Origin of the sequence: uncultured Sulfitobacter sp. (assembly GCF_947502895.1) — a bacterium.
Taxonomy (GTDB): Bacteria; Pseudomonadota; Alphaproteobacteria; order Rhodobacterales; family Rhodobacteraceae; genus Sulfitobacter.
The window spans coordinates 27,995-52,579 of the sequence record NZ_CANNBM010000011.1 but is presented as its reverse complement, the minus strand read 5'-3'; the positions used below and the strand labels follow the sequence as shown (position 1 = coordinate 52,579).

The window sequence follows — 24,585 nt, the reverse complement described above, 5'->3', positions numbered from 1 at the left end:
GCGACTCGGTGCTCGGAGAGTCAAACGTCCTCCTACTCGGTTAACCCGCTCCAAGGCGCGCAGCCAACTCCCATAGAGCCCTTGATCTTCACGATGTAAAATGCCCTGCGCCAAAGTCCACTCCGTGCCGTTTGAAAGCTCTGGCGCGGGAACAAAGCCTTTGACCGGAAGTGGAACGACATCACTCGTCTCAGGCACACCATTCATGCGTAGGTCAAAATCGGGACCTACGTTATTCCAGCACGGTTGCGTCGTTTGCAATATTAGATCCATATCTAGACCATATTGGGTGACACGACCGCGCGCACCCTGTCTTTGAACAACCAACCAGCCCATCGCCCTCAACTTTGCCATTTCACGTTTGACTGTTCGCTCATCCACGGACCAAAGACGGGCGATTTCGCGCTGACCCACGGCAATTTCGTTGCGACCCCAATTGTAGCGTGCGGTGATAAGAGTCATCAGGCGGAGCACCAGTCTCTGCTGATGTTTGTGGCTGGAGAGCGCAAACGCACCTAAGGCTGTAAGAATGTCATACTTACGTGCGGCTGAACCGCGACCAATTATGGTTGCTGTCTGCATATCTGCTCCGAATGTTAGTAGGCCTGCTGTGATGTTAGGTCATCACTGGATGTACGCTTAGAACGCTTTTCCCATCCGTTGCCCAATTAGCGTCCGATTGAGAGCAGATGTCAAGTCGAGATGACTAGAGGCGAGTTTCACAAAGACAAAATTAAAAGTAATTAGGTATTAAAGGTATAGGGGGACATTCAAGACGTCCCTTAATGCGCTCGTTTTGTCCCCTATTAGATTCGATTGATCTAGAGGCTGTCCCGTATTCTGACGAGTCCTGTTGTCGCTTGGCGAATCGGGAAAGACTCTCGGTTGGTGCAAGTGGGTCGCAGTGCTCTATTGGTATAAAGCTCTTTTCAAAGAGTGCAAATTCAGCATAAATCAGAAGATATGAATAATTAGCGTTCTCGGGGCATTCAGTTCCCCGCGGGGAACCAAAAAAATGAGGCGCAGATGTTTACCCACACTGATCTTGCAAAGTTGCAGGCACAATCGTTGAAAATGCAGGGCTTCATTCGCCAGCAGACCTATTCACCTGAAATGGAGAAGACGCTCCGTCGGTTTTCGAGTTGGGAAGTGGCCGAGTTGATACTGAAGATGAATCCTTCAACGCTAAGGGGGAGGTTGGCGGCAGATCCGAGCCTGCCAGAAGGCATTGTGGAGGAAGATGGCCGGCAACGCTGGTATGCGCTTGAAGAAATCAACGAGTTGCGCCGTAAGTTGAAGGTCCGCGGTGCCCCGCTGCTACCACCAAGACCAGCAGGAAAGCGACCTATCCGAGCAGCAATTGCGAACTTTAAGGGAGGTGCGGGGAAATCGACCGTCGCACTTCACTTTGCGCATGCTGCTGCACTGGACGGGTATCGTGTCTTGGCTGTCGATTTTGACCCGCAAGCTACCTTGAGCCATTCCATGGGTCTATCAGATGTCTCTGAGGAGTTTACAGTCTGGGGCATTATGGCGCGTGATCTGATCCGTGAGACCGAACGTATGAATGCCGCAACAGGTGGGGCTGAAACGGGTACTGCCCTGCCCCATCGAAAACTGCCAGCGTCGGTGACTGGCATGGGTTTGTCTGATTTGCGCACCGCTGATTTCATTAAGCCAACCAGCTGGCCAACGATCGATTTGATCCCTAGCTGTGCAAACGCTGCATTTGTAGAGTTCGCGTCAGCGCAGTATCGCCACTTGAATCCGGAGTGGTCGTTCTTTGCAGCGGTCTCTCGTTATCTGGATCAAATTCCCAGCGACGCTTATGATATCATCATTTTCGACTGCCCTCCAGCCATTGGATATCAGTCCATGAACGCGGTGTTTGCAGCAGATGTGCTATATATTCCATCTGGGCCCGGCTACTGGGAATATGACAGCACCACCAGTTTCATCGGTCAGTTGTCCGAGGCGTTGGAGGATCTTGGACGCTTCAAGGGTGTGCTGCCTGCGGGGGGCGACCCAAGAAAGGCGTTTGCAGAAATTAAGTTCCTGTTGACACGCTTCGAGCCGAACAATGAACTTCATAGAGCGATGCAGACCGCTTTTGGTCAAGTCTTTAAGCCGCATGTTGCAGAGCACCCGATAGAAATGACCCGCGCTGTTGAGCAGTCTGGGCGCTTTTTGTCGTCAATATACGAGATGGATTATCGCCAGATGACACGAGAGACATGGCGCCGCGCGCGGACGTCATTTGATCGTGCTTATGACGAGTTCAGAGAAACTTTGATACACGCTTGGGATAAGGTGGAGGACGAGTAGATGGTAAAGAAGAGAAGTGTTTTCGACATTAATTTCGATCCGGATGCCGAAGAGTTCCCCGCGGGGAACCAGGAAACAGTACAGACGGATCCGCAAACCACCGGTGATAGTAAATCAGCTGAGGCAAAGCCCCGCCGTAGCCCGATGGCCAGTGCAATTTCCGAAACTGTTGAGGCTGTTGGATCGCGGGCACAGACCGAAGCTGCTATTCGCTCCGAAAACGATGCGCTGGCACAAGAGCATGTCCGACTAAAGAAGCTCGGCCTGATCACTGATCTAATCGAGACAACCAAGGTCAAGATGACCAAGCTAACAAGAGACCGTTCATCAGAGATTGACCTTGAGCTAAAAGAGCTGATGGTTTCCATACAGTCTGTAGGATTGTCGAACCCTATCCGTGTAGAGCAGACTGACAGTGGTTATGAGCTTATCCAGGGCTTCCGCCGTCTCACGGCGTTTCGTGCGCTAGAGGTCGAAACGGGTGATCCGCGGTATAAGCGTATTCCGGCCGCTTTGGTCCTCCGAGGGGAGCCGCTGGCAAACCTTTACAGAAAAATGGTAGATGAAAATTTAGTGCGGAAAGACCTTTCCTTTGGAGAGATGGCCAAGCTTGCCCAGTCTTATGCGGTTGAAGCACAGATTGACGTACACGAAGCTGTTAATGTTCTTTATGCATCAGCGCTGAAGCAAAAACGGACTTACATCCGGCAGTTTGCGCGTGTTCTTGAGGCCGTGGGTGATCAGGTTAGATTTCCGGAAGCGATTCCCCGATTATTAGGTTTGGAACTTTACCGCGTTATGGAAGCTGATGCCTCGGCTGGCGAGATGATCATACGGCGCCTTGCAAAGGCCGAGACGCGAGATTCTGATGATGAGTTACGTATTCTTCGGCATTGCGTAGCTGAACCTCGTAAACTGACTGGCGCTAAGCCTTCAATAAAATCAGTTTCGAAGACATCTCTTAAACTCCGGCGCGATGATGGAGATGCCAAAGTCACGGCTGAAAACGGTCGACTTGAGTTGCGCATGAACAAAGACTTCTCCGCCCTGAATAAGGAAAAGCTGCAAGCAAGCATAGAGGCGTTCCTCGCGACCCTTGATGATTAGATGTCTCCAACAAGAAAGCCCAGCACCGTAGCGGCCAATAGGCCGTTGCCAGATAAATATCCGCTATCGCCCGCCCCTGACACGCCACAGGCCGCGCCACCAATTGCATAGAGGTTGTGAAACAATCCGCCATCTCGCTTTCGAACACGCAGCGAAGTTGCTTCGATGTCTATTCCGCCTTGGGTGTGGAATAGCGCTCCGGTCACGCGCACGGCGCAATAGGGTGGTGAAAGGGGAGGGGCGTTGAATCGGCGCCCGAAAGTATCTGCTTCCCGATACGGAATATCATCAATTGTCTGCGCCAGGTTACCCGCGGGGAACCCGCATGTGTTTTCCAGTTCGTTAATGCTTTTGGCCCTAAGTACGGCGCCCTGTGCTTCAGCGGTTTTGAAATCCAAAAACTGCCGTGCGATTGCTGCAATACGCTCATCAAAGATCACCCAAGCAACACCATCGGGTTGCGCTAATACAGCACGCGCGGCTTCGGAGTAACCTTGCCCTTCGTCCCAAAAGCGTTGTCCGTGCACATTCACTTGAAAACCGCCTTCCGAAATCACGGCCCATGTAATCAGTATTCCATGCGGGTGCGCCACATTCCCATGGCCCTGATAGGCACTCAAATGCCGCGTCGCCGCACCCAGCAGTTCCGCCCACTGAACAGCCTCACCTTGGTTTCCATCATGTCCAAACCATAGACCACCATCGATCTGGGGAATATGATGTTTAACCATCCTGCGATTGCCGCCGAAACCATTACAGGCGAGGATCAGACGCCCCACCCCGATCGTTTCGGTTGATCCGTCGGGCGAAGCCACCCGAACCCCGAATATGTGGCCATCACGGGCAAACAGTTCCACGGCCCGTCTGTTGCAAACCAACGGTATGTCTAGTTCTTCAATGCGACCACGCAATGCGTCTACCAGCTCCGCGCCCGACCTTTCTGGCAAACCGTGCATGCGGCGCTGCGAGTGCCCAGGATAGTCAAAATCCGTTATGACTGAAAACGGAAAATTATGTGTATCAGACAACCACTCAATCGTGGGGCCGGAATGCTCTGCCAACAGGTCGACAAGTGCTTGCTCATTTTCGAACTTGGCTTTGTTTTGGATATCTTCGGCAAACTGTAGTGCGGAATCCGTTATTCCCGCTTGTTTTTGGAAACGGGTACCTGCAGCCGGAATTAGACCTGCGCTTAGCGCGGTAGATCCGGAGGGAAGGGGGTCTGCCTCGATCAAGAGCACGTCCTGACCTGCTTCATGTGCCCGCAAACCGGCGACCATTCCGGCTGCGCCGGCCCCGACGATGAGTGTTTCAACCTCGATATCGTACTGCGTCAGTGGTGAGCTGACATCAGGTTTTGCCATCGTACTTCCCCCCAAGTGCAAGCATATCGGGGGTTCCTATGGCTTGGTTGAGGCTGTCAAAATCATGCATTCTGTGTCTAAAATGCACGTTAGAGCCTGTATCGCGCAAGTTTTCATAATAATCCTGTGCTGTCTGGGCCAGCGCACGCACGATGCCACCAGGAAAGATCACGATATCAAATCCCAACTCTTCAAGTGACTTTGCAGATGAAATCGGGGTGGAGCCGCCTTCGACCATATTTGCGAGCAGGGGAACCTGTCCGCAGAAGGTATCAGGAATGCGAGCCAACTCCTGCTGGTCGCGCGGAGCCTCGATAAATAAGATGTCTGCACCTGCGTCAATGTAGGCTCCTGCGCGGTCTTCTGCTGCAGAAAACCCTTCGACAGCAATCGCGTCAGTGCGCGCAATAACAAGGGTATCGTGGCGCCGCGCATCAACCATAGCGGCAATCTTTCCAACCATTTCTTTCTTTGAAATCAGACCTTTGTCCGACAAATGCCCGCATTTTTTAGGGTAGGTCTGATCTTCGACCTGAAGTGCCGCAGCACCTGCGCGTTCATATGTGGTCATGGTGCGCCGCGCATTGAGGGCGTTTCCAAAACCGGTATCGGCATCCATAATAACAGGCCTGTCCGTTCGGTCCGCAATCAGTGCCATAGTATCAGCCATCTCACTTGCTGTGGTTAGTCCGATATCAGGCCGCCCCAATCGCGTATAGGCGACAGCGGCCCCAGAGAGGTATAGCGCCTCAAACCCGGCAGCATCTGCTAATGCAGCTGTGAGACCATCGTATACGCCAGGAGCCACAAGGATGTCCTGGTGCTTTAATCTTGCGCGTAAGGTCATGGCGCATATCCGATCTGGGCTGTCGCCTCATCACAGGTGAGCGTTTCTGTAACCGATCCGAGCGAGACAAGCGTTGCATCATGAACATCATCGTTAAATGCTGCACAACCATCCGACAGCAAGATGGTGTGGATGTTGCGCACATGCGCGTCGCGCACTGTACTGGCCACGCCGCCATTCGTGACGATTCCACCGATGATAAGCGTGCTGATACCCATAGCGCCCAACACATAGTCCAGACGCGTTTGATAAAAGGCTGAATATGCCACTTTTTCGATTGTGAAATCCGCTGGGCAAAGCTGGTCAACCAACGCATGACCAAATCCACCTGGCGTGAAATCACCTTTGGTCAGAAAAGGCCTGAGCTTTTTCAGATGGGGCGCGATCAGGGGATCACCGTTGCGGCTTGGAACTAGTGTGAATTGGGCTGAAATATATGTACCGCCTGCATCCAGAAGCGCTTTGCGCAAAGGAGCGATGCGGTCGGGCAGGGCGGCAATAGCGGGCGCTGATTGCCCTGCGCGGCCATATGCCCCGTCCGCATGTAAAAAATCGTTTTGTAAATCTATCGTCAGCAATGCAGTTTTTGTTGGGGTCATGTGGTGGCCCTCTCGATCAGTGTGTTTCCAAATGTATCGACGTGTCCGACCAGATCAGGCTCTATCAAAACGGTTGTGTCTGGCTGTTCCAGAATGGCGGGGCCTGTTACGCGGGCACCCACTGGTAGGGAAAGCCGTGCGTAGATGCGGGTTTCATGCCAGTCTCCGTTGAAATAAACCTGCCTGGTTCCCTTTTGCGCTGCCTCAATTGACCCGCCTTCGGGCGCAAGCGTTGCCAGATCAAAGCGGGGGCGTTTCCCCGTTACAGCGGATCGTAGATTAATCACACGACGCACACCCGATTGCAGCAGTCGGCCGTAGGTCGCCACATATGCGGCGTCAAAGGCTTCGGCGATCTGGGACTGTTCCGGTGGCACCACCACACCGTTTTCTACTTTCACTTCAAGCGGTACACTTACTGTGTGGGTTTGCCCCAGATATGCCATATCAAGCGTAAATGATGTCTCCCGTGCTTCAAAAACGGTGTTCGACGCTTTTAGGGTTGCCATGCCATCGTCTACGTGGCGCTGCATATGTGTAGCCAGTGCGGCGATATCTATTCCGTCCAGCATGGCGTTAACCGTTTGTACGAAATCTTGCCGCATGTCAGCGATCACGCATCCCATGGCAGAGGTCACGCCCGGATAGCGCGGCACTATGGCGCGCGCTAGTCCAACATCGGCCATCATGGCCCCAGCATGCAGCGCACCACCGCCACCAAACGGCATAAAGGCAAAGCGTTTCGGATCAAACCCGCGTTCGATCGAAACAAGCCGCAAGGCCCCAGCCATTTTACTGTTGGCAACGCGCAAAATCGCCTCCGCAGCTGCAAGCGCATCCAGACCCAGAGGCGCCCCAATATGCTCCAAGATAGCGTTTTGTGCCGCTGCTACATCGAGGCGGGTCAGTTTGCCGCCGATAGGGTGTTCAGGATCAATACGGCCCAAAACTACATTTGCGTCCGTTACAGTGGGACGGGTATTCCCAAGTCCGTAGGCCACAGGGCCAGGCGTTGAGCCTGCGCTTTCTGGCCCGATGTTAAGCAGGCCGCCTTTATCAACCCAGGCGATAGACCCACCGCCCGCGCCAATGGTCGTGATTTCGATCATCGGAGATCTCACAACCATCCCGAAATCAATGGAGGTCTGTGGGCTGAGCATGCTCTGACCTTTGGCAATCAACGAGACATCAAAAGAAGTGCCCCCCATGTCGCCCGTAATTACATCCTCAAACCCAGCAGCCTGTGCGATATATCCCGCCGCAATTACCCCTGCTGCGGGTCCGGACAGTGCTGTGCGGACTGGTAATTTAGCGGCTGTGTCTACGTCCATGACGCCGCCGTTCGACTGAACGATCATAAACTCGCCCACAAAACCGTTGGTCTTTAAGGCTGTTTCCAGTCTGCCCAGATACCCCGATACTTCGGGCTGCAAATAGGCGTTCAAAGCTGTTGTCGAGAACCGCTCGAATTCGCGGATTTCGGGCAAGATCTCGGACGAGCAGGAAACGTGGGCGTTGGGCCAGATCTCGCGTACAGCAGCCACGGCCAGCGCCTCGTTTGCGGGATTTGCATAAGCATTCGCAAACAGCACCGCCACCGCGAGACAATCGTTTTGAAGCAACTGATGCGCAGCTGCGCGCACTGCATCCAGATCTACGGGTGTGCGGATTGTACCACTGGCCAGTGTACGCTCCGGTACTTCGAGACGCTGCGCACGGTCCACGACGGGCGTAAAGTCACCGCGCAGGCCCCATGTGCGAGGTCGGTCGCGGCGGCGCATTTCCAGCACGTCGCGCAGACCTGCGGTGGTAATCACACCAATCTTGGCACCTTTGCGCTCCAGCAGGGCGTTTGTGCCTGCAGTGGTGCCATGTACGACGACAGATACATCAGACATATCGTCGACCCGTGCGCTTATTCCGCTGAGGAACCCGCCTGACTGGTCTGGCCGTGTGGTAGGTACTTTGGCAACCTCGGCCACGCCACTTGCCTCATCGAGCACAAAAATATCTGTAAACGTGCCGCCAACGTCGACACCGATCATCTTGCTCATGATGTGATCTCCTGCCATGCGGTGCCGTAAGTCTGGTTAGCCTTGTCCGCACTCAAAAATCCGGCTGCCACATCGCGCGCCACCGCCGCTGGCGCGCGGTTTTCAGTAGGGCCATATCCACCACCACCTGGTGTCTCTAATCTAACGCATTGGCCCTGCTCCAATGTAATACCTACCATTTTTGAGGCCATTGGTGGCTGATGCCACCCATCCGATTGCTCGTAGCTAAAGACATTGAGAGCAGCGTCGCTACCGCCCAGGATGCCCGTAGGGGCATACCGCCCGCGTTCTCCAAACAGGAATGCCTTTGCGCCGTTGCCTTCCAAAACTTCGATCTCATAGATCGCGCCCATACCGCCACGGTGCATTCCCGCACCTGCACTGTCAGGGCGCAGCGCCCATTGTTTGAACATTACTGGATAGGCGGCCTCCAGAATCTCCATCGGGGGGATCGTCGCCGTCGAGATTGGTGCATTGCCGTGGTTTAGGCCGTCGCCCTCGATACTGCCCCCGTGACCACCGCCATAAAAGCTGAACATCACCCATGGCTGGCCGTTGTCGCGTTTGCCTGAAATCGACAGGGCGTTGATGGTGCCATAGGCATTGGCGACGACCCTTTCAGGTGCCGCACCGGCTGCTGCGGCAAAAATAACATCTATCATGCGCAAAATGGTTTCTGTGTACCCACCAACGGGGGCAGGGAAGGGGGCCGAGAGCAAGGAGCCTTCGGGTATCTTTACTTCGATCGGACGCATTACACCTGCATTGGCAGGCAGGGCGGGAAAGATATGTTTGATCGCGACATAAGCGGTTGCGACAGCGGTTGGCAGCGCGATATTCACAGGCCCCGCACAACGCGGTGCAGTACCTTCGAAATCCAGCGTCATCGTGTCGCCCGAAATCTCTAACGCGACCGTAATCGGCAGCGCGATATCGGTAATCCCGTCGTTATCGAGATAGTCTGTTGCCTCCCAACGGCCATCGGGCAGTGTGGTTAACTCTGCGCGCATCAGGGCCTCGGCGCGGTCTTGAAGTGCGTCCAGCCCTGCGCGCACGGTATCAGGCCCGTATTCCGCCAGTAGCTCGTCCATGCGACGAACACCAAGATCCAGCGCGCCCAGCTGGCCGTTAAGATCGCCTTGGGCCGATTGGGGCAGGCGCGTGTTGCGCATCAGAATATCAACAATATCGGTTTGCATCACGCCTGCCTTGGCCAGTCGGACAGGAGGGAGCACAAATGCCTCTTGAAATGCATCGGTGGCGGCGGGGTTATAATTTCCTGGCACAGCACCGCCCACATCATGCCAGTGCCCGACCGAGGCGAGGTAGCAAAACAGCGTTCCATCGTGATAATAGGGTCTAACCAGGCGCATATCACTAAGATGGGTGCCGCCCAGATGCGCATCGTTAAAGATGTATATATCACCGTCCTTCAGATCACCGTTCTCGGCCGCTTTGTCGATCACAGCCTTCACAGCAAAACTCATCACGCCCACAAAGATTGGTAGGCCCGATTTACCTTGCACCAATGTATCGCCCGTCACTGCATGATAAAGCCCATGACTGGCATCATGGGCTTCGGCGATGATGGGGTTAAAGGCAGCGCGAAACAGGGTTGCGTCCATTTCGTCGGCGATTTGCTCCATACGGCCTGCCAGTACGGCCAGCGTGATGGGATCAATATCGGTTGTCATGTCGTCCCCTTGTGTTCGGCTATGTCGTTCCAGACATCCTGACGCGTGAGCAGCCCGGCAGTTATTTCAAATCTGTCGATAAATCTGATCCCGTCAAAGGGTGTGCCGTCTGGCCATTCGCCTGACAGGGTGCCACGGCAATAGACGATGGCATGATCACCAGCCGATTGCATTGCATCAAATCCCTCATAGGTTTTCGTCACAAAGCGGTAGCGCGGCGCGGCCCATTTGACCAATGCGTCAAGGCTGTGCATGGGCTGCGTTCCGGGAAAGGTCATGCTAAAGCCCGCGCCCAGCATGTCTTGGGCGGTGGGCAGATCCCGCGCCTCCATTGCGCCAAGAAAAGTGCGTATGATTTCTATCGGGTCTGGAAGGGCAGGGGCGGGGGAACGGTGCAGGCGCCCTCGCATATATTCTGCTGGTGCCATTTCATGCAGCATCACGGTTACAGCTTCGGGCGGAGCGGGGACCACGATGCGCACGGCGTCTGTCAACGCCTTGCACAGGCGTGTTTTGTCACTGTCCGTATAGCCGTCCAAGACATGAAGCTCGATCACTGGCATATATCATCCTCCAACAAAATTGTATCTTTTGTAAGACAGATATTTTGATCTGCATAGAACCAAAAATTCGATTTTTGGTGGATAGGTTTCTTGCAATCAATTCTGGGGGCGTTACCCTAGCGCGAAACGGGAAGGAATTTTTGTCATGTCCGGGCAACTAGTGGATCACATGCTTGCGGGTCTTCCAGAGGGTGGCAAGGCGCGGCGTGTTTATCTGCATTTGATGGACGCAATCACGCGGGGTGACTATGCCGTAGGCTGTGTATTACCTGCCGAGCAAAAACTGGCTGCGTCGTTGGGCGTCTCACGCGTAACCGTGCGCCGTGCCCTTGATACGATAGAAGCGGACGGGCTGATTGCGCGCCGTGCCGGGGCAGGGACAACAGTATGTGCGCGACCGGCGCGGCCCTCTATGGCTGCTGATTTTACTACTTTGATGCCGCAAGTTGTCCAGATGGGGCATGAAACGACAGCACGTTTGTTGGCTTTCAGCTATGGGTTGCCACCCGCGGCCGTTGCGAGTGCGATGCAGCTCGCGCCGGATGAAAGAGTGCAAACTGCGGTTCGGCTCAGGCTGGTTGAAGACCAGCCGTTTTCACATCTCACAACTTATGTGCCAGAACATATCGCGCAGAATTACACCGAGGCAGAGTTGGCGACCGCGCCCCTGTTCAGCCTGCTGGAACGCTCTGGTGTGCAGGTGGAAACGGCGGATCAAAGCGTCAGTGCGACGCTTGCCTCGCCAGAGGTCGCAGGCCATTTGGGGCTAAGTGTCGGCGCGCCGCTTTTGTCGCTGAACCGTGTTGTACGCGATGAGCAGGGCAGGGGGGTTGAATATCTGGCGGCACTGTATCGCCCCGATATGTTCAAGCTGGAGATGACGTTGAGCCGGGTCGGTGCAGGGGACGCGCGTCATTGGGAGCCTGTGGTGAATGCCGATCCTGAGAAGGTGGCAGAATGACTGCACCGCAGACACTGCTTGACAGACTCTGGGATGCTCATGAAATTCTTCAGCGCGAAGATGGCATGTCACTGCTCTGGGTGGATCGTCACTTGGTACACGAAGGGTCCCACCATGCCTTTGCTAAATTGGCGGCGCGGGGTATGCCTGTTGCGCACCCATCGCTAACCTTTGGAGTGGTTGATCATTACGCGCCCACGCGTGTCGGCAAGGTTGCTGATGATGTGGCGCGCATGATTGAGACGTTGGCACGTAACGCGGCAGCGACAGGAATTCGCTTGTTTGATTTACATGATCCTGCCCAAGGCATTGTGCATGTCATCGGGCCAGAGCAGGGGCTGACCCTTCCGGGGCTTTTGATAAATTGCGGTGACAGTCATACTTCGACCCATGGCGCATTTGGGGCGTTGGCATTCGGCGTAGGAGCAACAGAGGTCGCACATATTCTGGCGACCCAGACGATTTGGCAAAAGCGTCCCAAGACGGCGCGGATTACTTTTGACGGGGTTTTGCCCGCAGGGGTGACAGCCAAGGATATGGCCCTGCATTGGATATCTGCGCTAGGGGCTGATGGCCTACAAGGTCATGCGGTGGAATATGCGGGTGCAGCTGTGAGATCGCTGTCGATGGAGGGGCGGTTGACCCTTTGCAATCTTAGTATTGAAGGGGGCGCGCGCATGGGTCTGATCGCCCCCGACAAAGTAACATTTGACTATGTGCATGGGCGGCCCTTTGCGCCAAAAGGCGCAGCGTGGACAGCGGCGCTGGACACATGGCAGAGCCTGCAATCTGATGAAGGGGCTCTTTTCGACATGGAAGTGGTGTTTGACGCGTGCGACATTGCCCCGACCGTGACGTGGGGCACATCGCCAGAGGAAGCATTGCCAATCACGGCCAGAGTTCCATCGCCCGAAACACTGGGTGGCAAGGCAGCGCATGCCCGTGCATCGCTTGAATACATGGGGCTTGAGGCAGAAACACCGCTTGAAGAGATCGCCGTGGATCAGGTGTTTATCGGTTCATGCACCAACGGACGGATAGAAGATTTGCGTATGGCTGCTGCCGTTTTGCGGGGCCGCAAGGCCCGGGTGCCCGGTCTGGTTTCACCCGGATCGGCTTTTGTGCGACGGCAAGCCGAAAACGAAGGTCTGGCGCAAGTCTTTGTCGATGCGGGGTTAGAGTGGGGCGCATCGGGATGTTCAATGTGCGTTGGAATGAACGGTGATCTTGTAGGCGCTGGCAAGCGATGCGCATCGTCCACCAATCGCAACTTCAAGGGCAGGCAAGGACGCGGTGCGCGCACGCATCTGATGAGCCCTGCCATGGTGGCCGCTGCGGCAGTGACAGGTTACCTGACAGATGTACGCCCGCTGCTGGAGGGAAGGATGTGAGCGGCTGGACCCGATTTGACGGGCATGCTGCCGTATTGGCCGATGTGAACATCGACACCGACCAGTTGATTCCCGCGCGGTTCATGTCGCAGCCGCGCAAAGACGGATACGGCGACTTTCTGTTGCATGATGTACGCAGCGCGCATCCCAGACATCCGCTCAATTTCCATAGCCCGCAGGTCTTGGTTGCGCGTCGCAACTTTGGCAGTGGCAGTAGTCGCGAAGCAGCTGTTTACGCTTTGGTCGATTTTGGTGTTCGAGCTGTCTTTGCCCCTAGCTTTGGCGACATCTTTGCTGGCAATGCGGTGAATAACGGCCTGCTTGCAGCGCAGATTGGCGAGGGGCTGATTGAAGATCTGATCGCGTTGATCGGAGAGGGTACCGTTCCGACAGAAGTTGATCTTGGAACAAACCGTGCGGTAATCGCGGGCCGTGAGGTACCTTTTGCGCTTGACGATGTGCGGCGGCAAAAACTGATGCGCGGTTGGGACGATATTGATCTGACAGCGCAGCATGCAGACGCGATAAAGCGTTATCACGCCAAGCGGTCTGCAGCACAGCCATGGATATTCCCACAGACACTCTAGCAACAGTGCGGTTGGTTGCAGGTCTTTCTTGAAGGCAAATGCGCGCTAGGTTGGCGGATAGGCAAAAATGTGACTGGGTTTCTGGCGGCGTCGTCATGCGACAGTTTCCCCATATACTTAGGCAAGTTACTGCACTAAATTTGGTGAGAATCTGATGAGGCTGGTGGATCCTGTTCTCGCGGTTATTGGAGCATTTGTAATGCGCGCTTTTTCGGTTGGTTGTATCTCTGCGTTTCTGTTGGCCTCGGCACTGCCCGTATTCGCGCAGGAGCGGTCGTTTAATTTCGCATTGCGGGGCGGGGTTGCCGCAGCGCCAGAGTATTTCGGTTCTGATCAGACGGAAGCGGGCGTTGATCTGGGTTTCACCTTTGGGTCGTTGACTTTGGGGGGATTGGACGTGGGCAACGGTGTGCGTGGTATCCCCGACAATGGTGTTTCCTTACGTGGTGCGTTTCGCGTTATCGGTGACCGCACGGCAGAAGACAGCCCCGAGTTGGCAGGCCTTGAAGACATTGATGTCGCCGTTGAGCTTGGGTTCGGCCTGACCTACCAGCAGACAAACTGGATGGCGTTCGGAGAAGTCCGCAAAGGCGTCACTGGTCATAGCGGGATAACTGGTACGCTGGGTGCCGACTATATCTACCGCCCCAATGACCGCTGGTTGATCACGGCAGGACCGCGTGTGAACTTTGGTGATGATGAATTCGCGAGCACGTATTTTGGCGTGCCAACTGGCAGTACGTCCGGCTTTGGCTCGTATGACGCTACGGGTGGTGCCTTGGGCGCAGGGATTGAAGTGTCTGGCACTTACTTTCTGGATGATAAATGGGCGCTTGAAGGCGGGCTGAGTTACGAGAAGCTGTTGGGCGATGCAGCCGACAGCCCCATCACACTTAATGGCTCCGAGGACCAATGGCGCGTGCGTCTGGGTCTGAGCCGTGTGTTTACCTTAAATTTCTAGGTCAGGACGGATTTAATGCAACTTGATGAGGCGATGCAGGGTCGGCGGAGCATCCGCGGCTTTCAAGACAAACCTGTGCCACGTGCGCTGATCGAGGAAGTGATTGCACTGGCCAATCGCGCGCCTTCGTCCATGAACACACAGCCGTGGCATTTACATGTTTTGACGGGTGCGCCGCTTGAGCGGGTACGTGAAGGTAATTCTACCCGTATGCTAAATGGCGTGCCACCGGTGCGCGAAATTGTTGACCACGGCGCCTACGAAGGCCCGCACCGTGACCGCCAGGTCGGGATTGCAAAGCAGCTGTTTGCTGCAATGGGTATCGCACGCGAAGACAAGGAGATGCGCCAGGATTGGGTCATGCGCGGATTTCGCCAGTTCGATGCGCCAGTATCTATCGTTGTCACCTTTGACAAAAGTCTTGAGGGCGGCACGATCGCGCATTTTGATCTAGGCGCAGTCACCTATGGCCTTACGTTGGCCGCATGGTCGCGCGGCTTGGGCTGTGTGATCAACGGGCAGGGCATCATGCAATCGCCTGTTGTACGCGAACATGCTCAGATTCCCGAAGACGAAGTCATCATGACGTGCGTCGCTATGGGCTGGCCGGATGAAGCGTTCTCCGCCAACGATGTTGTCTCAACCCGCCGCGAGGTGGATGAGGTTGCGCGGTTCGTGGGGTTTGACGACTAGACGCAATCAGATTTTGTAATAGTCTCGATACCATGCGACGAACTGTCCGACACCGTCGCGCACAGTTGTACGTGGAACATACCCTGTCAGGGATTTCAGTAGGCTTGCATCAGCCCAGGTGGCAGGCACATCCCCAGGTTGCATGGGCATCATGTTTTTAGTTGCTTCAATGCCGGTGGCTTCTTCAATCGCTTTGATGAAATCCAGCAGCGGCACGGTTTCGGAATTGCCGATATTGACAACACGGTATGGGGCCACTGGTGACAGGCTGTCGCCTTCATGCTGTCCCTGACCCGTCAGGCAATCGGGAACTGCATCAATCAAGAGCATGATCGCCTGTACCAGATCGGTGACATAGGTAAAATCGCGGCGCATCTGACCATGGTTATAAACGTCAATCGGCCGCCCTTCGAGGATTGCGGAGGTAAATTTGTGCGGCGCCATATCAGGCCGCCCCCATGGGCCGTAGACGGTGAAGAACCGAAACATTGTAATCGGCAAGGCAAACAGATGTGCGTAGCTATGGGCGATGTTCTCGGACGACTTTTTGGTCGCTGCATACAGCGACATCTGATGATCGGCCTGCATATTCTCATGGTAGGGCATCTGTGTGTTGGCCCCGTATGCAGATGAGCTTGACGCCATGAGCATATGTTTGGGCGGATGGGCGCGGGCGGCTTCCAACAGCTGTAATGTGCCACCAAGGTTGGTCTGGAAATACGACATCGGGTTTTCCAGTGAATAGCGCACACCGGCCTGTGCGGCGAGGTGGATCACGATTTCGGGCATGTGCTCTGCAAAGAGTTTGGTCAGCAGCCCTTCTTCTTCGACGTGACCGCGCACATTTGTAAATGCTTTGTGGGCCTGCAGGAGGTTCAGCCGCGATTGCTTGAGAGTGACATCATAATAGTCGCTCATACTATCGACACCAATGACCCGCCAACCTTGCTGCAACAGGGTGTCAGCGACGAAGTAGCCGATAAAGCCGGATGATCCGGTAACAAGAGCGGTTTTCATGGGACGATCCTTTGGCGGGGTAGAGCCTGCCTGCGCGCTTACACCTGCATGGGGCTGCGCCTCAACCTCGAAACAAATATTTTGCGGCTACGGTGGTCACATTGGCGCTATGCTGCCGTGAGTGTTGTTTCATGGGGTTCGGGAATGACGCAAAGCAGATATATAATGTTCATTATGTAATTTATATAGGTCTTCCTGACCCAGTCAACTTTAGCTCAACCGTAAATTGTGAATTTTGCGAAACGAAGTTCCGTACTGCGGTATTGGCAGCCCCGACATTTCCCCCTAGTCTCTACTGTGAAAGAGAGTCGTGCGCGCCTGGCGGAGGGGTGTTCGGTGCTTGGAGACTTGGGAGGGTCACCATGGGACAGTCGAAAACTATTGACGGTGCAGCAAGATGAGCGCCATGACGGTTGAAGCCGCAGTCGCCCACGTGTTGGCGACAAACCCGACATTTGCAGTGGCACCCACCGAAGTACGAGGTGTCACCTATAAGGCGTTTCAAAACATTCCGCCGACGATACCTGCTCTCATGGCGGCGGGGATGGCGCAGCATGATGACGGCGCCTCTCATTATCTGCTCTATGAGGGTGAGCGGTGGACGTATGGCGAGTTTTGTGCGGAAGTGCACCGCGTCTCACATGTGTTGGTTGACACATTCGGCATAGGAAAAGGTGACCGTGTTGCGATTGCGATGCGGAACTATCCCGAACTTATGACGCTGGTTCTGGCGATCTCTGCAACAGGTGCGACCGTTGTTTTTGTAAACGCATGGTGGACTACGCAAGAGCTTGAATATGCGCTAAGCGATAGTGCTGCAAAACTCGTTTTTGCGGATGGTCCGCGTACCGAACGGCTGTTGCCGCTCGTGGATGATTTGGGTCTGACGCTGGTGGGTGTACGCGACGCTGATGACGGGACGGGGCATGACTACACTGCTTTGCAGACTGCCGCCTCTGATGCGCCGCTGGGTATTGCGATTGATACCGATGATGATTTTGCTGTCATGTACTCCTCTGGCACGACAGGGCACCCCAAAGGTGTTGTGCAGACGCACCGAAGCGCGGTGAACGCTGTATTCAGTTGGCTGTTGCAGGCCGTGATCGCGCCTCTGGTGACACCACCGGAACAAGATGCACCACCCGCGCCGCGCCCCTCTGCTCTGGTGGTGACGCCGCTGTTTCACGTTACGGCCACGCATCCGCTGTTTTTGCTTAGTTTGATTGCAGGCGCTCGCGTTACGTTGCTGCGAAAATGGGATGCGGAAGAAGCCGTGCGTCTGATTCAGACCGAAAAGATAACACGTTTTCTGGGTGTCCCTACACAATCAGCCGAGTTGATGATGGCCGCGCGCAAGGCGGGTGCGTCGCTTGAAACGCTGGACTATGTCGGCTCCGGCGGGGCCAAGCGGCCCGGTGCCCAAGTGGCACAACTGGCCAAAGCATTTCCAAATGCCGGCATTGCCACGGGATGGGGTATGACAGAGACGAACGCATTGGGCATCGGTATGATCGGCGATGATTATCTGAACCGCCCTGAAAGCGCAGGCAAATTACACCCGCCAGTGCAGGAATTGCGGCTGCTGGATGATAACGGCAATGATGTACCGTTGGGGGAGTTGGGCGAGATCACAGTCAAAAGCCCCGCCAACATGCGTTGCTATCTTAACAAACCCGAAGCGACGGCCGAGACGATGCAGGATGGCTGGCTGCGTACTGGTGACTTGGCGGTGATGGATGCCGAAGGTTATGTCACCATACTGGACCGCAAGAAAAATATCATCATCCGCGGTGGTGAGAATATTGCATGTCTGGATGTGGAAGGTGCCCTACACCGCTTACCAGATGTGATAGAGGCCTGTGCTTTTTCCGTTCCCGACGGGCGTTTGGGCGAAGTGGTCGGCGCCTGCGTGCAGCTGCACGAAGGCGCTACGCTGGACCATGAACAGATGACACGCGCGCTGAAAGGTCATCTGGCCCCTTTCAAAATGCCCCAGCATCTTTGGACACAATCGGAACCGTTGATGCGTGGCGCAACGGACAAGCTGGACCGCCGCGGCCTGCGGGCCGCATGTCTGGATGACACATAATTGATACCTCCCAAGGGAAACGAGAAGGCAAAAACATGACAGCAAGTGTAGAAGAAATCGGTGACTATATCGCTCGGGCGGGCAAGGCTGCTTGGGAAGTGCCCGGTCTGGATGACAGCACGCCCCAACGTGAAATCAAAACGGTCGGGATCATCGGCGCAGGGACCATGGGCGGCGGTATCGCCATGAATTTTGCGACTGCGGGCTATGACGTCAAAATCGTCGAGACTACACAAGAGGCGCTTGACCGTGGTCTGGCTGTGGTGCGCGGAAACTATCAGCGGTCATCTGATAAAGGCCGTTTTCCGCAGGACGAGGTCGAGGCGCGTATGGGCCGTTTTGACGGGCGGCTGGAGCTGGCCGACCTGGCGGATTGCGATCTGGTTATTGAAGCCGTGTTTGAGGATATGGACCTCAAGCGCAAGATTTTCACAGAGTTGGACCGCGTGTGCAAAGAAGGTGCAATCCTTGCCACGAATACGTCGGCACTGGACATCAACGAGATTGCCGCGATGACGCGTCGTCCGCAGGACGTGATTGGTCTGCACTTTTTCTCGCCTGCCAATGTGATGAAGCTGTTGGAAATCGTGCGCGCGGCGCATACTGCGGATGATGTTGTTGCAACCTCGATGGCGCTGGCAGCTAAAATCAACAAGATCGCGGCACTGGTTGGCGTGTGTCCCGGATTTGTGGGCAATCGCATCTTGTTTGCACGCCAGATTCAAGCAAATAAATTGTTGGCCAAAGGGTTGATGCCGTGGGACGTGGACGCAGCACTGAACACGTTCGGGTTCAAAATGGGGCCCTTCCAGATGAGTGATTTGGCGGGCCTTGATATCGGCTGGTCCAAAGGTGCAACCACCGACAATCCGATCCGCGATATGTTGTGTGAGATGGATCGTCGTGGCCAGAAAACCCAAGCGGGGTTCTATGACTATGATGAAAACCGCCGTCCGATCCCGTCTGATGTAACGGCAGGGATCATCAAGAACGTGACGGGTGCAGAGGCCACGACGATGAGTGCGGACGAGATCACCGAGATCTGCATTTATCCGATGATCAATGAAGCCGTAAAAATTCTAGAAGAGAACAAAGCACAACGCCCCTCTGACATCGATGTTGTCTGGCTCAACGGTTACGGCTGGCCAGCGGACAAGGGTGGCCCGATGTTTTATGGCGATATGGTTGGCGCGCAAGCGGTGCTGGACCGGATGGAAAAGCTCGGTGCCGAAGATGCCGCATTTGCACCTGAAGAGACTTTGCGCAAGCTGGCAGCAACGGGTGGCAAATTTACCGAAATCGATACTGGAGGGCTAAAAGTATGAGCTATGAATTCATAAAGGTTGAGAAAAAGGGCCATATTCTGGTCGTGACGATGAACCGCCCCGATGTCTACAACGCGGTGCACGTTGATATGCACAACGAAATGGCAAAGTGTTGGGACGAATTTGCCGCCGATCAGGATCTATGGGTCGCTGTTTTGACAGGTGCCGGAGACAAAGCATTCTGTGCAGGTAACGATCTCAAAGCAACTGCTGCGGGTGGCGCGCGCGCCACAATGACGCCGATGGGATTTGCTGGCCTTTCATCGCGGTTCACTTTGGAAAAGCCGATTATTGCTGCCGTAAACGGCTTTGCGATGGGTGGCGGATTTGAAACTGCACTGTCGTGCGACATCATCCTTGCTTCCGAAAACGCCAAGTTTGCGCTGCCCGAAGTCAAGGTCGGCTTTTTTGCTGCGGCATCAGGTGTACAGCGCCTGTCGCGCTATATCGGCCGTCTCGCTGCTCAAGAGATGATGTATACGGGCCGTACAATTCTGGCGGATGAAGCGCTGGCAATGGGGTGTGTGAACGAGGTGCATCCACATGACGAGCTGATGGTCCGCGCTATGGAGAAGGCCGAGCAGCTTTGCACCGTTTCGCCGTCAGCGATCAAAGCCACCAAGCGCGTTCTGAACGATATGTACGTTCGCGACGGAATGGAGGCGAGCATTGCCTATTCGCGCGAAGTCATTGCCGATCTGGCCAAGACAGAAGATTTCAAAGAAGGCGTGAATGCCTTTGTCGAGAAACGTAAACCCGATTGGGTCAACAAATAGCGCCCGAAACGGCACCCTCATTATCTGATCAAGGGAGATCAAAATGTTAGACGATTCAACACCAATGGAAATGAACAACCTCGGCATGTCGGAAAAAGCAAAGCCGCTGCTGGCTGCTGTAATCAAGCACATCCGTGAAAACGTAGACCCGATTACAGAAGAGTATTTCCGCCTCGGCGAAGGCCGCGCAGACCGCTGGTCGCATGCACCGGGCCAGCTGGAGCTGTTGGAAACTGCCAAGCAAAAAGCACGTGACAACGGGCTATGGAACTTTTTCTTGCCCAATGCCGAAACAGGCGAAGGTCTGAGCAATCTTGACTATGCCTATATCGCAGCCGAGCTGGGAAAAAGCCCGTTGGCGTCAGAGACATTGAACTGTTCAGCACCGGATACGGGCAATATGGAAGTGCTCGAGCGTATCGGAACGCCCGAGCAGAAAGAACAATGGCTCAAGCCGCTACTTGCGGGTAAAATCCGCTCTGCCTTTGCGATGACAGAACCTGATATGGCGTCATCGGATGCAAAAAACATCTCGACCTCTGCCAAGCTGGAGAATGGTGAATGGGTCATCAATGGTGAGAAATACTATATTTCTGGCGCCGGTGATCCGCGGTGTAAAATCATGATCACGATGGTGAAAACATCCCCCGATGCAGAGCCTTTCCGCCAGCAGAGCCAAATCCTCGTGCCGATCGACACCCCCGGTGTCGAGATCGTTGGCCCGATGCATGTCTTTGGCCATGATGATGCCCCCCACGGGCACATGCATATCAAATTTACCAATGTGCGGGTCCCCGAGAGCAATATCTTGTGGGGTGAGGGCCGTGGCTTTGAAATCAGCCAAGTGCGTCTTGGGCCTGGCCGTATCCACCACTGCATGCGATCCATCGGCGCTGCGGAGAAGGCACTTGACCTGATGATCGAGCGCGGTTTGTCGCGTGAGGCTTTTGGCAAGAAGATCATTGATCTTGGCAAGAACATGGAAACCATCTCTCGGGCTAAAATCGAGATTGAGGCCATGCGCCTGATGGTGCTGAAGGCGGCAAAAGCGATGGATACTCTTGGTAACAAAGAGGCGCGTATCTGGGTCAGCATGATCAAAGCGATGGTGCCGGAAAAGGTCTGCAACATCATTGATGATGCGATGCAGGTACATGGTGCGACGGGGATTTCCCAGTGGTCGCCCCTGTCAGGGATGTACACAGCGCAGCGCACCCTGCGCTATGCGGACGGCCCTGATGAGGTGCATCACCACGTGATCGCACGTGCCGAAGTGCGCGATTACCAATCGTCAAATTCCCGCACTGACCGCGCGCGCAGTGAGATTGCGACAGGCCGCACACGGAGTGGTGTATGAGCACGCTTTTTGACCTGACTGGAAAGGTGGCGCTGCTTACTGGCGCGTCCAAGGGTATGGGGCTTGCCATGGCATCAGCCCTTGCGGAGCACGGTGCAACTGTCGTGATATCTGCGCGCAAACAAGAACAGTTGGACGCTGCTGCCGAGAGCATTAATGCTCTCGGCAATGGCCGTGTTCATGCGGTGGCATGCAATGTGGGCTACAAGGAACAGCTACAGGCCTTGGTTGACAAGACCCACGAGCTGGCAGGACCTATCGATTGTGTGATCGGCAATGCAGGGGTGAACCCGTACTATGGGAAGACGTCGGCAATTCCCGACGATGCCTATGATAAAACCATGAATGCTAACGTGAAATCCAATCTGTGGCTCGCACAAATGGTTGCCCCAGATATGGTGGCCAAGGGCAGCGGCTCGATGGCCTTCACCTCTTCTATCGGAGCATTCAAACCCTCGGTCATGCTGGGCACCTACGGGATGTCCAAACTGGCGCTGATCGGTCTGTGTCGCAATCTGGCCGAAGAGTTTGGCCCTAAAGGCCTGCGGTTTAATGCGATCTGCCCCGGTTTGGTAAAGACCGAGTTTGCACGTGAGTTGTGGGACAACCCCGAAGTTGCCAAACGGATCGAGAACGAAATACCGCTGCGCCGTCTCGGTGAGCCTGAGGATTTTGCAGGGCTTGCGGTCTTCCTCGCTTCCGATGCTTCCAAATACATGACGGGACAGGCGCTGACCGTCTGTGGCGGCTCGAATATGTGGACGTAGATCATGGAATTGAAAGACAAGATTATCGTTGTGACAGGGGCTGCGTCCGGTATCGGGCGCGCCATGTGCCTGCGGTATGCTGAAGAAGGGGCCAAACACATTGCCTGTGTGGACCGTGATTTGGCAGGCGCGGAAGAGACGGCAAAAATGATGGGTGGCAAAGCCTATCAAGTGGACGTTGCAGTCAAAGATCAGATTACCGGTATGATTGATGCAGTAGAAGCAGACGCAGGGCCGATTGATTTATTCTGCTCGAACGCGGGCATTTCTGTCCCCGGCGGTGTCGAGGTTGAGGATGAAGACTGGCAGCGGATTTGGGAGATCAACGTCATGTCCCATGTCTGGGCAGCGCGTCATCTGGTGCCGCGAATGTCAGCGCGTGGAGGTGGGTATTTGCTGAACACGTCTTCGGCCGCAGGTCTTTTGAACCAGATCGGTTCAGCACCATACGGTGTCACCAAACATGCAGCGATCGGCTTGGCCGAGTGGTTGGCACTTACCTATGGCGATCAGGGGATAAAGGTTTCGGTCCTTTGCCCTCAGGCCGTACGAACTGAAATGACGCGCGGTCATGAAGAGCATGTGGCGGCAATTGACGGGATGATGGAGCCTGGCCCCGTTGCCGAGGCCTGCGTGCAGACCATCCGCGAGGAGAAGTTCCTTGTCCTGCCGCATAAAGAGGTCGAGACCTACATGCGCAACAAGACCGATAATTATGACCGCTGGATCGGGGGAATGCGCAAGCTAAACCGCAGGTTCGGCGGCTTTGACAGTTAGGAAAATCCAATGATCGGCTATACCACCATCGGCGTGCGCGATATGGAGCGTGCCAAAAAATTTTATTGCGATCTGTTCGCGGATAAAGGCGCAAAGGTCGTGATAGACGCGGGACGGATCGCATTTATCGGCACCAAGCGGGGTGAGCCAATGCTTGCCGTCTGTGAACCATATGACAAGGGTGACCCAACGCCTGGAAATGGTGTGATGTTGGCCTTTCCCGTTGAGGAAAAGCCGCAGGCCGACGCCATGTATGCGCGGGCGCTGGAACTTGGAGCCACCTGTGATGGCCCTCCGGGTCAACGGGTGCCAGACAGGTTTTATGGTGCTTATGTGCATGACCCAGACGGGAATAAACTGTGTTTCTATTTGTTCGGCTAAACGCAAAACGAATCCCTCAGCGGATTCTGCGGGATTGAGTTTATTGGAAAAATAAAGAAGTGGGGCGACTGAGAGGTCGGCTCACTTTTTCTTTAAGGGACGCATGAGGCCTTCTTGGGCAACCGACGCGACAAGCGTGCCATCGGCGCTGAAAATCGAACCGCGGTTGAACCCGCGTGCCTTGCCCGTCCATGGTGCATCCATATCGTAAAGATGCCAGTCGCTAAACTGGATCGGCCCGTGAAACCACATGGCATGATCGAGGCTGGCACTCATCACATTGCCCTGAAACCATGTCAGGCCATGGGGGCGCAGGGATGAGCCGAGCAGATTCATATCAGAAGCATAAGCGAGCAAACAGTGCTGCATCTGTGGCCCCTGCCCTTTGGCGGCCTCCATGCGAAACCAAAGATGATTTTCGTCGCTTGCTGTTTCCGGAGTAAAGAAATCCCGCGGGGCGACTTCGCGTAGCTCAATGGGGCGTTCGCGAAGAAAATCCTCGTGATACTTTTCCGGGACCTTTGAAACATGAGCCTCTCGCAACTGATTACGGTTTGGCCAATCCTGAGGTGAACCTACCTGTGGCATTGAGTGCTGATAGTCCCATCCTTCTTCGTCTACATGAAACGAAGCCGAAAGATTGAAAATCTGTTTACCGTGCTGGATCGCAACGACACGGCGGGTTGTAAAACTGCCCCCATCGCGAGCGCGGTCTACTTGGTAGATCACAGGGATTTTGGGATCACCCGGGCGAATAAAATAGGCGTGAAGCGAATGGCAAAGGCGGTCCGGTACGGTGCGGTAAGCTGCCATGAGTGCTTGTGCAATAACGTGTCCGCCAAAGATACGGGTCGTCGTCTCGCCCCCTGATCCGATACCGCGAAACAGGTCAACTTCGAGTTGTTCAATATCCAGCAGCTCTAACAGTTGATCGGCGACATTGCTCATGC

At 55.0% G+C, this 24,585-nt stretch carries 23 protein-coding genes; 14 read left to right on the top strand and 9 right to left on the bottom strand.

What is annotated here, in order from left to right:
* A partial coding sequence (locus tag Q0903_RS19625) for a hypothetical protein (protein WP_299418030.1) occupies positions 1-582 on the bottom strand: 582 nt, incomplete at its 3' end.
* 444 nt (positions 583-1,026) lie between these two features.
* Here Q0903_RS19625 and Q0903_RS19620 point away from each other — a divergent pair.
* A complete protein-coding gene (locus tag Q0903_RS19620; RefSeq protein ID WP_299418028.1) occupies positions 1,027-2,325 on the top strand; it encodes an AAA family ATPase in 1,299 nt (432 codons plus the stop codon).
* Positions 2,326-3,432, top strand: a complete 1,107-nt coding sequence (locus Q0903_RS19615; protein WP_299418026.1) for a ParB N-terminal domain-containing protein — start codon at positions 2,326-2,328, stop codon at positions 3,430-3,432.
* Here the strand turns inward: Q0903_RS19615 and Q0903_RS19610 are convergent.
* From Q0903_RS19610 to Q0903_RS19585, 6 genes are read right to left on the bottom strand one after another with little or no spacing between them, the layout of a single operon-like run.
* The gene (locus tag Q0903_RS19610) at positions 3,429-4,796 is read right to left on the bottom strand and encodes an FAD-dependent oxidoreductase (RefSeq protein WP_299418024.1); all 1,368 of its coding nucleotides are present in this window, start codon (positions 4,794-4,796) and stop codon (positions 3,429-3,431) included. The two genes, Q0903_RS19615 and Q0903_RS19610, sit on opposite strands and share 4 nt — an antisense overlap.
* Positions 4,783-5,643 (bottom strand): isocitrate lyase/phosphoenolpyruvate mutase family protein, encoded by an 861-nt coding sequence (locus Q0903_RS19605; protein ID WP_299418022.1) that lies wholly within the window; start codon positions 5,641-5,643, stop codon positions 4,783-4,785. The genes Q0903_RS19610 and Q0903_RS19605 overlap by 14 nt, the downstream gene beginning before the upstream one ends.
* Complete coding sequence (locus Q0903_RS19600) at positions 5,640-6,242, bottom strand: isochorismatase family cysteine hydrolase (RefSeq protein WP_299418020.1); 603 nt, start codon at positions 6,240-6,242, stop codon at positions 5,640-5,642. The genes Q0903_RS19605 and Q0903_RS19600 overlap by 4 nt, the downstream gene beginning before the upstream one ends.
* A complete protein-coding gene (locus Q0903_RS19595) occupies positions 6,239-8,296 on the bottom strand; it encodes a hydantoinase/oxoprolinase family protein (RefSeq protein ID WP_299032053.1) in 2,058 nt (685 codons plus the stop codon). Before Q0903_RS19595 ends, Q0903_RS19600 begins: the two co-directional genes overlap by 4 nt.
* A complete protein-coding gene (locus Q0903_RS19590; RefSeq protein WP_299032056.1) occupies positions 8,293-9,990 on the bottom strand; it encodes a hydantoinase B/oxoprolinase family protein in 1,698 nt (565 codons plus the stop codon). The genes Q0903_RS19595 and Q0903_RS19590 overlap by 4 nt, the downstream gene beginning before the upstream one ends.
* On the bottom strand, positions 9,987-10,553 hold the full coding sequence (locus Q0903_RS19585; protein WP_299032059.1) for a tautomerase family protein: 567 nt from the start codon (positions 10,551-10,553) through the stop codon (positions 9,987-9,989). Before Q0903_RS19585 ends, Q0903_RS19590 begins: the two co-directional genes overlap by 4 nt.
* Positions 10,554-10,698: 145 nt before the next feature.
* Between Q0903_RS19585 and Q0903_RS19580 the strand changes: the two genes are divergently transcribed.
* From Q0903_RS19580 to Q0903_RS19560, 5 genes are all read left to right on the top strand, one after another.
* Positions 10,699-11,514: a GntR family transcriptional regulator gene (locus Q0903_RS19580; protein WP_299418018.1), complete on the top strand. Its 816-nt coding sequence runs from the start codon at positions 10,699-10,701 to the stop codon at positions 11,512-11,514.
* Positions 11,511-12,905, top strand: a complete 1,395-nt coding sequence (gene leuC / locus Q0903_RS19575; RefSeq protein ID WP_299418016.1) for a 3-isopropylmalate dehydratase large subunit — start codon at positions 11,511-11,513, stop codon at positions 12,903-12,905. Before Q0903_RS19580 ends, leuC begins: the two co-directional genes overlap by 4 nt.
* A complete protein-coding gene (gene leuD, locus Q0903_RS19570) occupies positions 12,902-13,492 on the top strand; it encodes a 3-isopropylmalate dehydratase small subunit (RefSeq protein WP_299418014.1) in 591 nt (196 codons plus the stop codon). Before leuC ends, leuD begins: the two co-directional genes overlap by 4 nt.
* A gap of 199 nt (positions 13,493-13,691) precedes the next feature.
* Positions 13,692-14,453 carry a MipA/OmpV family protein gene (locus tag Q0903_RS19565; RefSeq protein WP_299418012.1) on the top strand — a complete coding sequence of 254 codons (762 nt, stop codon included), beginning with the start codon at positions 13,692-13,694 and terminating at the stop codon, positions 14,451-14,453.
* 15 nt (positions 14,454-14,468) lie between these two features.
* Complete coding sequence (locus Q0903_RS19560; protein WP_299032073.1) at positions 14,469-15,146, top strand: nitroreductase; 678 nt, start codon at positions 14,469-14,471, stop codon at positions 15,144-15,146.
* A 6-nt stretch (positions 15,147-15,152) separates the two neighbouring features.
* Here the strand turns inward: Q0903_RS19560 and Q0903_RS19555 are convergent, their stop codons facing one another.
* Complete coding sequence (locus Q0903_RS19555; protein ID WP_299418010.1) at positions 15,153-16,163, bottom strand: SDR family NAD(P)-dependent oxidoreductase; 1,011 nt, start codon at positions 16,161-16,163, stop codon at positions 15,153-15,155.
* A 397-nt stretch (positions 16,164-16,560) separates the two neighbouring features.
* On the opposite strand from Q0903_RS19555, the gene Q0903_RS19550 reads away from it, so the two are divergent.
* The 7 genes from Q0903_RS19550 (at position 16,561) to Q0903_RS19520 (ending at position 23,635) form a co-directional block, all read left to right on the top strand.
* A complete protein-coding gene (locus tag Q0903_RS19550; RefSeq protein WP_299418008.1) occupies positions 16,561-18,252 on the top strand; it encodes an AMP-binding protein in 1,692 nt (563 codons plus the stop codon).
* A 35-nt stretch (positions 18,253-18,287) separates the two neighbouring features.
* Positions 18,288-19,577, top strand: a complete 1,290-nt coding sequence (locus tag Q0903_RS19545; RefSeq protein ID WP_299418006.1) for a 3-hydroxyacyl-CoA dehydrogenase — start codon at positions 18,288-18,290, stop codon at positions 19,575-19,577.
* The gene (locus tag Q0903_RS19540) at positions 19,574-20,353 is read left to right on the top strand and encodes an enoyl-CoA hydratase-related protein (protein WP_299418004.1); all 780 of its coding nucleotides are present in this window, start codon (positions 19,574-19,576) and stop codon (positions 20,351-20,353) included. Before Q0903_RS19545 ends, Q0903_RS19540 begins: the two co-directional genes overlap by 4 nt.
* A gap of 70 nt (positions 20,354-20,423) precedes the next feature.
* A complete protein-coding gene (locus Q0903_RS19535; protein ID WP_299032149.1) occupies positions 20,424-21,710 on the top strand; it encodes an acyl-CoA dehydrogenase family protein in 1,287 nt (428 codons plus the stop codon).
* Positions 21,707-22,477: an SDR family oxidoreductase gene (locus tag Q0903_RS19530; protein WP_299418002.1), complete on the top strand. Its 771-nt coding sequence runs from the start codon at positions 21,707-21,709 to the stop codon at positions 22,475-22,477. The genes Q0903_RS19535 and Q0903_RS19530 overlap by 4 nt, the downstream gene beginning before the upstream one ends.
* A gap of 3 nt (positions 22,478-22,480) precedes the next feature.
* A complete protein-coding gene (locus tag Q0903_RS19525) occupies positions 22,481-23,254 on the top strand; it encodes an SDR family oxidoreductase (RefSeq protein ID WP_299418000.1) in 774 nt (257 codons plus the stop codon).
* Positions 23,255-23,263: 9 nt separating this feature from the next.
* On the top strand, positions 23,264-23,635 hold the full coding sequence (locus Q0903_RS19520) for a VOC family protein (RefSeq protein WP_299032093.1): 372 nt from the start codon (positions 23,264-23,266) through the stop codon (positions 23,633-23,635).
* 81 nt (positions 23,636-23,716) lie between these two features.
* Here Q0903_RS19520 and Q0903_RS19515 read toward each other — a convergent pair whose 3' ends face one another.
* On the bottom strand, positions 23,717-24,583 hold the full coding sequence (locus tag Q0903_RS19515; protein ID WP_299417998.1) for an acyl-CoA thioesterase II: 867 nt from the start codon (positions 24,581-24,583) through the stop codon (positions 23,717-23,719).
* Positions 24,584-24,585: the final 2 nt, after the last annotated feature.